13 protein-coding genes are annotated in these 10,779 nt (G+C 62.8%); 2 read left to right on the forward strand and 11 right to left on the reverse strand.

Translation table 11 applies throughout. From position 1 onward, the window contains the following. Positions 1-25: 25 nt before the first annotated feature. From moaA to VGF98_03520, 9 genes are read right to left on the reverse strand one after another with little or no spacing between them, the layout of a single operon-like run. On the reverse strand, positions 26-1,030 hold the full coding sequence (gene moaA / locus VGF98_03480) for a GTP 3',8-cyclase MoaA (GenBank protein HEY1680684.1): 1,005 nt from the start codon (positions 1,028-1,030) through the stop codon (positions 26-28). Further along, positions 1,027-1,650, reverse strand: a complete 624-nt coding sequence (locus VGF98_03485; protein ID HEY1680685.1) for a hypothetical protein — start codon at positions 1,648-1,650, stop codon at positions 1,027-1,029. Before VGF98_03485 ends, moaA begins: the two co-directional genes overlap by 4 nt. After that, positions 1,647-2,801 (reverse strand): tRNA epoxyqueuosine(34) reductase QueG, encoded by a 1,155-nt coding sequence (queG, locus tag VGF98_03490; protein HEY1680686.1) that lies wholly within the window; start codon positions 2,799-2,801, stop codon positions 1,647-1,649. The genes VGF98_03485 and queG overlap by 4 nt, the downstream gene beginning before the upstream one ends. Then, a complete protein-coding gene (locus VGF98_03495; protein HEY1680687.1) occupies positions 2,798-3,634 on the reverse strand; it encodes an aldo/keto reductase in 837 nt (278 codons plus the stop codon). The genes queG and VGF98_03495 overlap by 4 nt, the downstream gene beginning before the upstream one ends. Then, a complete protein-coding gene (locus tag VGF98_03500; protein ID HEY1680688.1) occupies positions 3,631-4,755 on the reverse strand; it encodes a HesA/MoeB/ThiF family protein in 1,125 nt (374 codons plus the stop codon). The genes VGF98_03495 and VGF98_03500 overlap by 4 nt, the downstream gene beginning before the upstream one ends. Then, positions 4,725-5,447, reverse strand: a complete 723-nt coding sequence (locus VGF98_03505) for an alpha/beta fold hydrolase (protein ID HEY1680689.1) — start codon at positions 5,445-5,447, stop codon at positions 4,725-4,727. Before VGF98_03505 ends, VGF98_03500 begins: the two co-directional genes overlap by 31 nt. A 1-nt stretch (position 5,448) precedes the next feature. Continuing rightward, a complete protein-coding gene (locus VGF98_03510) occupies positions 5,449-5,856 on the reverse strand; it encodes a molybdenum cofactor biosynthesis protein MoaE (GenBank protein ID HEY1680690.1) in 408 nt (135 codons plus the stop codon). Between the two features lie 2 nt (positions 5,857-5,858). After that, positions 5,859-6,101: a MoaD/ThiS family protein gene (locus tag VGF98_03515; GenBank protein ID HEY1680691.1), complete on the reverse strand. Its 243-nt coding sequence runs from the start codon at positions 6,099-6,101 to the stop codon at positions 5,859-5,861. Next, complete coding sequence (locus VGF98_03520) at positions 6,098-6,913, reverse strand: HAD hydrolase family protein (GenBank protein ID HEY1680692.1); 816 nt, start codon at positions 6,911-6,913, stop codon at positions 6,098-6,100. Before VGF98_03520 ends, VGF98_03515 begins: the two co-directional genes overlap by 4 nt. A 79-nt stretch (positions 6,914-6,992) precedes the next feature. Between VGF98_03520 and VGF98_03525 the strand changes: the two genes are divergently transcribed. Beyond that, entirely contained in the window at positions 6,993-7,364 is a 372-nt protein-coding gene (locus VGF98_03525) for a hypothetical protein (protein ID HEY1680693.1), read from the forward strand. A gap of 127 nt (positions 7,365-7,491) precedes the next feature. Then, entirely contained in the window at positions 7,492-8,937 is a 1,446-nt protein-coding gene (locus tag VGF98_03530; protein HEY1680694.1) for a hypothetical protein, read from the forward strand. Here the strand turns inward: VGF98_03530 and VGF98_03535 are convergent. Both VGF98_03535 and phoU read right to left on the reverse strand, forming a co-directional pair. Beyond that, the gene (locus tag VGF98_03535) at positions 8,934-10,082 is read right to left on the reverse strand and encodes an aminotransferase class V-fold PLP-dependent enzyme (GenBank protein HEY1680695.1); all 1,149 of its coding nucleotides are present in this window, start codon (positions 10,080-10,082) and stop codon (positions 8,934-8,936) included. The two genes, VGF98_03530 and VGF98_03535, sit on opposite strands and share 4 nt — an antisense overlap. Continuing rightward, on the reverse strand, positions 10,079-10,714 hold the full coding sequence (gene phoU / locus VGF98_03540) for a phosphate signaling complex protein PhoU (GenBank protein ID HEY1680696.1): 636 nt from the start codon (positions 10,712-10,714) through the stop codon (positions 10,079-10,081). Before phoU ends, VGF98_03535 begins: the two co-directional genes overlap by 4 nt. Positions 10,715-10,779 lie beyond the last annotated feature (65 nt).

The following is a 10,779-nucleotide window of genomic DNA, read 5'->3' on the forward strand; positions in this document are numbered from 1 at the left end:
CGAGAGCCCTGGCCGTGACATGCCCTCATCCGCCTATTTCGGAAAAGGCCCGCAATGTGGCAGCTGCTTCTCCCACACGCAAGTGATGGCGCTCGGGTTTGATGAGCATGCCGGCTCGCAATAACCCGGCCAATTCTTCCAGCGTCGCCCCGCGGCGCAGTGGCCCCCGTAGATCCAGCGCGGAATCGCCGAACAAGCAGAGCCGCAAACGGCCGTCCGCGGTTAAGCGAACGCGGTTACAGCGATCGCAGTAGTCATGCGACATCGGACTGATCACGCCGACGCAGCCGGCCGCGCCGGAGAAGGCAAAGTATCGCGCGGGGCCGTTTCCCAGCGGACCGTCGACGGGCGTCAAAGCACGTACGGTCTCGATCCGACTCAACAGCTCGTGCGATGGGACGTACGCCTCGCGTTGCAGCTCCGCGTTTTCGCGAACCGGCATCAGTTCGATGAAGCGCACCGCGACCTCACGATCGAGGGTCAGTTCGGAAAACGCCTCGATTTCATCGTCGTTGTATCCACGCATCACAACGCAGTTGATTTTGACGCCGACGCCGCGATCGAGAGCGGCATCGATGCCGTCCAGCACGCGGTTCAACCCGGGGCGCCGGGCGATGCGCTCGAACCGGTCAGCACGTAGCGTGTCGAGCGAAACGTTGACGCGTGAGAGTCCCGCAGCGTGCAAGTCGTCGAGCTGCTCCTTTAACAGCAACCCGTTGGTCGATAACGCGACTTCTTCGATCCCGTCGATCGCAGTCAGCATGGCGACGAGCTGGTGCAGTTTGGGGCGAACGAGCGGCTCGCCACCCGTCAGCCGAATCGATCGAACGCCGGAGGCTGCAGCCGCCCGCGCGATCGCGGCGATCTCGCTATACGTTAGAACTTCGTCGCGTGCTAGCCATGGCAATCCGGCTTCGGGCATGCAGTATACGCATCGCAGGTTGCACTTATCGGTGACGGAGACGCGCAGATAATCGATTCGGCGGCGAAACCCGTCGGCCAGCGGCGCGACCAGATCGATGGTCGTCATTGCGAAAAGGTACTGTCGCTGATCTGCGGATTGATCTTGTAGCGATCGATCGTCGATGTGATGTCGGCCGTGTAACCGGGCTCGTCGACGTGTCCGTTTTGGGCCGCAACGAGAACGTTTCCGTCGACCGTCGTGTAGTGGTTCGTCAGCTCCGCGTAGCCGCCGTTAACGTAGTTCCATCGAAGCCATTGTACGGTCGCGTGGCGATCGCTGGCGCGCGCGTCGATATGATCGACGTTACCCTGCTTGCGCGGCTTCAGCCGGTACGTGGTGATCGTTCCATCGTCCGACACGACTTTGACGTCGTATAGGTCGAGCCATCGCGACGGAGGCTCGATGTGCGCGTAGAGCTTATCGAACTGTTGGGCGACGGCCGGAACGCCACTGCTGAAGACCACTTTATCTTGATCGGGCGCCCGGTGATAGTACGTACCTTCCAGTGCGAAGTTCATGAACGGAAACGATTTCATCGCGACGTTCACGTGCACGTCGGCGGTAAAGGTACGAAGGTTCGGATTGACGGCCGCCATGCGGGCAATCAGATCGTCTTGCGCTTTCGCAGGCGCGGTCAGCCAGACGGTGAGGGACGCAATCGCCAACAGGGCCGGAACGTACTTCAAGAGGCACTCCTTACGGATGGGGCGCGAGCCCGCAACGCGTCGTCTATTTCTTCACATACTTCGATATCAGTTTCCACTGAGCGGCGCCTGCGTAACGCGTCCATGCCGGCCGGCGCCCCGATCCGGCCAAGCGCCCACGCTGCGTGGCCGCGGACCAACGGATGGGGATCGCCCTCGAGCGCTCGAGCGAGCGCCGGAATGGCGGCCCGGTCGAGGCTGTTGCCGAGCGCCACCGCGGCATTGCGCCGCAACACGGCGGCGCCTCGCCAACCCATCGCAGTCGCTCGATACCGGCGCTTGAATGCGCCCGATCGTAGTTCCAGCATCTCCAACAGCGACGGTTCGGCCGCGCGTGGGTCGAGCGGCAACGCGTTGGAATCACCGGCGTCGCCGGCCAAACGCGTTGGCGGACAAACTTCCTGACACGTGTCGCAGCCCCACACCCACTGCCCGACGAGCGGTCGCAGGTCGCGCGGTATCGCGTCGGTACGTTGTGTCAAATCCGAGATGCAACGCCGCGCGTCGATCGTGTAGTCGCCCCGTAAGGCGCCCGTCGGGCAGGCTGCGACGCAGCGAGAACACTCCCCGCACGACGTTTTCAGCGGCGCGTCGGGCTCGATTTCAACCGTCGAAAACACTTCGCCCAAAAAGACGTACGAGCCGAGCTTGGGAGCGATCAAGTTGGTATGCTTGCCGATCCATCCGAGTCCGGCGCGCGCGGCGAAGGCGCGTTCGCTCAGCGGACGCGTATCGCAGGCTAAGGTCGCGACCGGTCTGCCGCACGCCACGTCGAGCGCGCCGGCGATACGTTGCAGAGCGGTTCGAACGCGCGAGTGATAGTCGCTCGACCACGCATAGTTCGAAACGCGCCCGGACAACGAATCGCGGCCGCGTGGCGGCGATGACGCGTACGCAAACGCGCAGCAAATTACGCTGCGCGCGCCGTCTGCGATGGTCGACGGGTCCGATGCCCGCTCGGCATAGGCGTCGTCGTAGCCCCACGTTTCCAAATCGCCGCGAGCAAACGACTCACGCATGTGTCGTCGCGCGCCAAGGTCCGGCGTGGCGGACGTGACGCGGACCGCGCCGGCCCCCGCAGCGCGCGCCGCATCGACCGCTATGCGCTTGAGCGCGAAGCGTTCGTCGTTCACAGCGTTGGAAGCCGGCGAGCGTCACCCGCCGGAAACGCTGCGTCGATCGCGGCGATGTCGTCATCGTCTAGCCGTAGGTCGGCGGCGCCGGCATTTTCCTCGACGTGCGCGACCTGCGATGCTTTCGGTATCGCGAACGTGTTTTCGAACCGAGTGAGGAAGGCCAGTATGACCTGGCGAACGGTCGCCGCGCGTTTGGTGGCAACACGGTCGAGGACGTTCGAATGCGGGAAGCTCCCACGTCCGAACGGCGTGTACCCGACGATCGCGATGCCGCGTTCGAGTGCAGCCGGAATGACGCGGCGTTCGACCGTGCGCTCGCGCAGATGATACAGCACTTGATTGCACGCGAGCGGAATACCGTCGAGATAGGACGCCGCTTGCAACATTTCCGGCACGTCGAAATTACTGACGCCGACGAACCGGGCTTTCCCATCGACGACTAAACGCGCCATGGCACGCATCGTTTCCTCGAGCGGATCCTCGGCCGGCCAGTGCAGTAAGTATAAGTCGACGTAGTCCATTCGCAACCGGCGCAGGCTTCGATCGGCGGCGTCGAGGGTTCCACGGTAGGATGCGTTGGACGGCAGCACTTTGGTCGTAACGAACAAACGCGCACGTTCCACGCCCTCCAGCGCCGTGCCGAGAAATTCCTCGACGCGACCGGAACCGTACATTTCTGCGGTGTCGATGTGCGTCATTCCGAGATCGATGCCGCGACGAATCGCGCGCGTCGCTTCCTTCGACGCCGCGCCCCGTTCGGGAACATCCCACGTGCCCTGCCCGATCGTCGCCACGCGAACGCCCGATGTTCCAAACGGCTTGTCCGTCATACGATACGCTCCGATTCGTGCCGCGCCGCCGCGTACGCCAGCAACCCGCCGCGCAGATGCGCGACCCGTTGCACGCCTGCGGCTTGTAATCGCTCGGCGGCCCATCGCGATTTCACCCCGATGCGACACGCGACGACGTACGCGCGACGCATGTCGAGCTCGTTCAATCTCGACTCGAGCTGCGAAAACGGAATCGCAATCGCACCGTCGATGCTTCCCAAAACGGCCTCGTGCGGCTCGCGAATATCGAGTAACGACGCCGAACGTAACGCTTCGTCCAGCTCGCGTACTTCGACCTCGACGACTTCGGGTGCGCCGCCGTCGGCGATGCGTAATTCGTGAATCTCCGGATGGTCTCCGCACACGGCGCATTGCGGGTCGCGCTCGAAACGGATCTCTCGCACGCCGGCCGCGGCGCCATCGAAGAGGAGCATTCGGCCGTACAACGGCGCTCCCGCGCGCGCGAGGATTTTCAACGCTTCGTTCGCCTGCCACGCGCCCAGGATGGCTGCAACCGAACCGACGACACCGGCTTCCGCACATCCACCAGCGGCTCCGGCGGGCGGTTGCGGATAGAGGCATCGGTAACACGGGCCGCCAGCCGCAAACACCGACAAGGTTCCCTCGAAACGAAAGATCGATGCCGATACGTCGGGACGGCCCTCGAGCACGCACGCATCGTTGACTGCGTACCGCGCCGTGAAGCGATCGGTGCAATCCAGCACCACGTCGTGGTCGCGAACCAAACGTCGTCCGTTACGTTCGCCGAACGCTTCGTCGATCGCATACACGTCGACTCGGGGGTTAAGCTCGCGGAGACGTTTTGCCGCGGTCGATGCTTTCGGGCGACCCACGTCGGCAGTCGTGTAAATCGTTTGACGATGGAGATTGGTTTCGTCGACGGTGTCGGGATCGATCACGGTGATGCGTCCGACTCCGGCAGCCGCCAATACTTGCAATGCCGGCGATCCTAATCCGCCGGCACCGACCGTCAACACCGACGACGCCATCAACCGCTCTTGACCCGCGACACCGATTTCCGGAACCAACAGTTGCCGGCTATATCGGCGAACCGCCCCTGCGTCGATCGTCACGGCCGGGGATGCAGTCGATCCAACCACTGCAACACTGCGGCCCGCGAGCGCTCTCCCGCGTAGGTATGGTCGCTATCGATGGTTACGAATGTTTTCGGCTCGGGGGCTCGTTCGAAGAGTTCGCGTACGCTCGACGGGCTGACCATCGCATCGCGATCGGCCGATACATAGAGCACGGGACGGCCGGCGAGCTTGGGCAGAAGCCGTTCGTAGGTGCGATCGATGCCGGCGACCAGCTCTTGCAGCGTCACGCCGTCGACGTAGCTCGAGCGAAAGTCGGTCGCGCCGGCTTGGCGCAACGCGTTTAATGACGTCGGACGGCCGAAACCGGTCGCGATTGCGACGCATCCGGTTATCTCTGAATCGAGCGCCGTCGTAAACAGCGCGGTCATTCCGCCCATGCTGTGGCCCATCGCATACGTGGTCGTTTCGCCACGATCGCGGGCGAATCGAACGACCGCCGACATCGCCGCAGTGCAGTCGTCGATTCCGCGCAACACACCACCGCTGGCGCCGAGCTTGTGGCCGGGAAAATCCAAACTGAAGACGCCGAAGCCGTGGCTGGCGAGAAACGCACACAGAAAATCTAGATTGTGCTTGCTCGAAGAATAGCCGTGTCCGGCAACGATCGACACACCGCGCGCCCGACGCGGCTCGTACCGCAACACCGTAACGCCATTTTCGGGAGCCGGAACGCGCAGCAGTTCGACGTCGGGCATGTTAGCCGTTGGCCTTCCAGAGCGCACGGCCGTCGGCGTACATCTCGCGCTTCCAAATAGCCGCTCGCGCTTTGACCGCATCGATGGCGAATTCGCACGCCGCAAAAGCGGCCTTTCTATGCACGGATGCGGCGCAAACGGTGACCGCAATTTCGCCCGCTGCTACGCGTCCGACACGGTGCGCAATCGCCAAACGCACGTTACCGAACCGGGCCGTAACTTCGATGGCGATGGAATCGAACTCAGAGAGCGCCAGCGATTCGTACGCTTCGTACTCCAACGCAGCAACCGCACGGCCATCTTCGGTGTCGCGAACGATGCCCACGAACGTCACGACGCCGCCAAAGCCCGGCGCTCGGACCCGGTCCTCAACGGCGCGCGGCTCGATTGCGGCGCTATCGATGCTCATGCTCATCCGCCGCCTACCGGCGGTAAGATCGCGAGTTCTTGTCCATCACATAAACCGTACTCAGGGCGGGTCAACGCGCCATCCACTGCAAAGCGCACCGACGCGCTCAATTCGGAGAGTTCGGGAATTGCGGTAACGAGCTGCGCCCACGCATCGGCGATGGAAGCGCCGTCGGCCACGGATACCTGGCCGCGGTCCCCGAGCAATTCGCGCGCTCGCGCAAACCCCACGACGCGAACGGTCATGCGCTCAATGCGTTTGGAACGTCGTGCAAGGCGTACCGGCGGATGGCCTGGGCCGCTCCGTCGTCGCTACAATCGCCGGTGACACGGCCGACTTCGCGCCGGATCTCCGGCAACGCGTTCCCCATCGCGACGCCGATGCCGGCCCAACGCAACATCGGCAGGTCGTTGCGCGAATCGCCGATTGCGAGAACGCGTTCGGGTGCAACGTGCAGGTCGGCGCACAATCGTGCGAGCGCGATTTCCTTGGTTGCGTCGACGCTCGTGACGGCGCACTCTTCGAGATCGCCGAACACTTCGTGTTTGAAATGCAACGGCAGGTGTGCGAACGTCGAGCGGATCTCTGCGACCGCCTCGCTCCCGAAGAAGCGCAAGAACGTCGGCGGCGTGCTGACGGCTTCGCGCAGAGAAGCGACGGCGTGCCAATGCGGAAGCCGCATATCTTCCATGTGCAGCGGCGCACCGTGCGCTCGCAAGAAGCGCTCTTCCGAATACACGGCCGCATCCAAGCCGCGGCGCTCCGCATATTCGAGCAACGTGACGGCGTGCTGTAGCGGCACGGGGATGTGACCGATCGTACGGCCCGATAAAAAGTCTTTGGTTAGGGCCCCGTGCGCGCAGATCGACGGAACGTTTAGCCGGAGTTCGCGCACCAGCCGCGCCGGTAAATCGGCCCCGCGGCCGGTGACAAGCGCGACGCGAATCCCGGCGTTCAAGGCATCTCGAACGGCCCGCCGATTCCCAGGCGAAACGTTACCGTCGTAATCGACCAGCGTTCCATCGAGGTCGAGCGCGATCAGGTCGATCGAATACATACACCCACTATAACCCGCTCCTACCGCATCCGGTTGGTTTTCGACGGGTGCGACCTTTGCGGCACCGAATAAAGCCGGGGTGATCGAAGCGATAGTGCTGGCGCTCGCAACCGCCGTCCCCGCGGCACCAGCGAACTGTACGCAAGAACCGCTGCGCGTTGAAGGCACGACCATCACGGCCACCTACTGCGTCGTGGGACGGCCGTATTCGGCCGAAACCGACGAGTTGGCGGTGCCGGTCAGCGAGACGTTCCGCACTCCCGGCGCATCGTTCACCCGCAGTGCGACGCTCCGGTTCGTGGCCGGGGAGTCTACGGCTCACGTCATGGACCGCTTGGATTTACGCCCCCTAGCACTGTCGGGCGTTTTGCACCTGACGCTTGCGTTCGCCGCCGGCGCGGTTCGCATCGAGGGCGCATTGTTGACGCCCGGAGGCATCACGATCAAATAGCACCGGCTGGAAGTGCAACCTTCCGGCCCGACGGGTATTTTTAAAATCGAAGCCATGCGGCGACTCTACATAGCCCTCTGCAGTTCCAAGATTCCCGACCACTGTCGCTAGGAGTTTCTATTTCTTCATGCCCTGTATCGCGATAAAACCCGGCCTGACCCCTGAAGAGCGCGCCTCGTACCTCTACGACACGATCCCTCCCGGCCTATTCCGAGTAACCAACGAGGCCGATCGGATTCCCTGGCGCGTCAGTCCGGAGCCCTTCGGGCTCTCGCGCGTACAGCTCGACAACATCCTCCGGTTGGGTGAAGACCTGCTGGCCTTCTACCGGGCGCTCAACGCCATCTACGTCCGCAGCGTTCGCGGCACCGCCCCGGCCTTCGTAGCGGAATATCTCGACCGGGGAAAACCCGAGCGCGTGGTCAGAATCTCCCGGCAAAATCGCTTCAAACAAGAGATCCCGGGCGTTATACGCCCCGACTTAATGGTAACCGGCGATGGAAATTTCATGGCCACCGAGCTGGACAGCGTTCCGGGCGGTATGGGATTTCTCGGCGCCATGACCGAGGCGTATTGTCGTCTCGGGGTCGAGAGCATCGGCGGTAACGACGGCATACCGCGAGGGTTTGCGGCCATGATGCGTGCTACCACCGGGGTGGAACGGCCGACCATCGGCATCGTCGTATCCGACGAGTCGGGCGACTACCGAGCCGAGATGACCTGGTTAGCCGACGCGCTGCGACGACTCGACTTGGCGGATGCTTGGGTGCGGACGCCGTCGGAGATCTTCTTCACCGAGGACGGATTGTTCGTGCGGCTGGAAGACGGCCGCGAAGAACGCTTGGATGCGCTGTACCGCAATTTTGAAATGTTCGATTTGCTCAACGTCCCCAAGCAAGATCTCATGTTGTACGCCGCACGCCACAACCGCGTGAAAATGACGCCGCCGCCAAAAGCGTACATGGAAGAAAAACTTTCATTCGCACTGTTCCACCATCACGCGCTCGCGGCGCTGTGGCGCAACGAACTCGGAAAAGAACGCTTCGAGCGGCTGCTCGAAGTGATTCCGCAAACGTGGGTAATGGATCCGCGGCCTCTTCCGCCGCAAGGCGTCATCGCCGGATTGAATGCGGGCGGCGTGCCGGTATCGGATTTCCGCCGCTTAGCCGATTTAGGAAAAAGCGATCGTGACTACGTGGTAAAGCCGTCGGGTTTCTCGCCGTTGGCCTGGGGCTCGCGCGGCGTCAAAATTGCGAACGACCTCACCAAGGACGATTGGGCCGCTACGATCGACTTGGCGCTGGCGTCGTACGACGAAACCCCGTACATCTTGCAACGTTTCCACAAGAGTAAACGCCTGCGCCAACAGTTTTTCGACCGCGAAAACAACGTTATAAAAACGTTCGATGCGCGTGCGCGCCTATGCCCGTACTACTTCGTGACCGGCGAACAGACCGTCGAGCTGGGCGGAATTCTTGCGACCGTCGCGCCGGCGGACAAACGTTTGATTCACGGCATGACCGACGCCGTTATGACATCGAGCGCGCTGGTAGAACGCGCGGCGGAGTCTTAGCGAACTTTCAAGGCCGCAGTTACCGCCCCGATCGCGCCGAGCGCGGCGTCGATGTCATCGGGGACGTTGTAGCCGTGCGGCGACATTCGAATTCCAGTGTCGCGGTACGTGGTAACGATTCCCTCGCGAGCCAGCGTTCTGCCGAGCGCCATACTATCGAAGCCGGGAACGTCGAACGTGACGATGCCCGATTTGACCGCCGGCTCGCGCCGCGTCGCCAGACGCGCGCCCAAACGAAGCAGACCATCACACAAACGATCGGTCAGATCTACCACCCACCGCTCGATCGACCCGGAATCGCAACCCGCGAGCAGTCCCACAGACGTGGCGAGCGCAAGATTACCGGCTAAATTCGGCGTCCCGGTCTCGAGCCGGCGGGCGTCCGATGCAAATGCCTGGTCGTAGTTGTGAAAATCCCATATATCGCTTTGCGATCGCCAACCCGGAACGCCCGGACGCATTCGCGCCAGTAGTTCGGAGCGAACGTACAAGAGGCCGGCGCCGTGCAAACCGAGTAGCCACTTTCCGGCTCCCGAAAACAACGCGTCGACGCCGGTGGCTTCAACGTCGATCGACAGCGCGCCGAGTCCCTGAATCGCGTCGACGCACAAGAGCGCGCCGGCGGCGTGCGCGACCTCGGCTAACGATGCGATGTCGCGCCGGTAACCGTCCGCGTACGAGACCCAGGATACCGCCACGAGCTTGGTGTTCGAGCCGATCTCACGACGCAACCGGTCGGGCGTCAACGGCTCGGTTCCGCCGGGCAGAAGCCGAACCGACACGCCGCGATCGCGCAACGCCAGCCACGGTATAACGTTGGACGGAAACTCGTCGTCCGTCAACAGAATTTCGTCGCCGTCGCCCAGGCCGAGCGATTGCGCCAAAACCGCCGCTCCAGCGCTCGTACTCGCAACGAACGCAATTTCGGAGGCGCGCGCTCCAACGAACGCCGCGACGACCTCGCGATAGCGGGCAGTGTCTTCGTCGTATGGATATGTCCCCAGCACGCCCTTCGTTGCGTGCGCCCGCGTCAACGCGTCGATAGCGGCAACGGTCGACGCGGGTAGTACGCCGACGGCTGCATGATTCAGGTATACGAGCCGTTCCGTAACGGCGAATTCGCTACGCGGGAGCGGCGGGTTCACTCGGCCCCGATCATGTCCTTCGTGTGCCAGGCGATGTTGCCGGCTCGATCGCCGACTCGTTCGAGTTCGGCTAGAACGAACAGATAGCGCGTTCCCGGGCGAATGATGTCGGGATCGGCCCGCATTTCTTCCTGCAGCAACTTGATACTGCGTTTATATAACTTATCGACTTGATCGTCGCGATCGATGACGTCGCTGGCGAGTTTCGCATTACGCTCGGTGTACGCGCGCATCGCGTCGACCAACATCGCGTGCGCGACGCCGGCGATACGGTCGATCTCGACTCGTTGCGGACGCATGGCCTGGTCGGAAAGTTTGATCGCGTTTTTTGCGATATCGACGCCGTAGTCGCCCACGCGCTCGAGATCCGTCGCGATCTCGAGCATCGCCGCGATCTCGCGCAACTCGCCGGCGACCGGCTGCTGGCGCCAGATCAATTCGATGCAATGGGCTTCGATGCGGCGGCGCAGCTCGTCGATAATATCATCGCCCGCGACGACGCGCGCTCCGGCGGCCGCGTCGCGGCTATTGAGCGCATCGACCGCCAAACGAATCGCGTCCCCGACCAGCGCGCCTAAGCGCACGACGTCGAGCCGGGTTCCTTCTAGCGCCTCGTGATAGGCAATTCGCACCGATTCTCCGATCCCAGAAAAGCTGGTCCTCAGTATAGGACAAAGGTGACTTCCCCGCAACGCAA

Origin of the sequence: Candidatus Tumulicola sp. (assembly GCA_036490475.1) — a bacterium.
GTDB lineage: Bacteria > Vulcanimicrobiota > Vulcanimicrobiia > Vulcanimicrobiales > Vulcanimicrobiaceae > Tumulicola.

Bases quoted from the DNA above. Each gene is read 5' to 3' on its own strand.
- moaA (HEY1680684.1), bottom strand. From the start codon at position 1,030: ATGACGACCATCGATCTGGTCGCGCCGCTGGCCGACGGGTTTCGCCGC.
- VGF98_03495 (HEY1680687.1), bottom strand. From the start codon at position 3,634: ATGACGGACAAGCCGTTTGGAACATCGGGCGTTCGCGTGGCGACGATC.
- VGF98_03505 (HEY1680689.1), bottom strand. From the start codon at position 5,447: ATGCCCGACGTCGAACTGCTGCGCGTTCCGGCTCCCGAAAATGGCGTT.
- VGF98_03510 (HEY1680690.1), bottom strand. From the start codon at position 5,856: ATGAGCATCGATAGCGCCGCAATCGAGCCGCGCGCCGTTGAGGACCGG.
- VGF98_03515 (HEY1680691.1), bottom strand. From the start codon at position 6,101: ATGACCGTTCGCGTCGTGGGGTTTGCGCGAGCGCGCGAATTGCTCGGG.
- VGF98_03520 (HEY1680692.1), bottom strand. From the start codon at position 6,913: ATGTATTCGATCGACCTGATCGCGCTCGACCTCGATGGAACGCTGGTC.
- VGF98_03530 (HEY1680694.1), top strand. From the start codon at position 7,492: ATGCCCTGTATCGCGATAAAACCCGGCCTGACCCCTGAAGAGCGCGCC.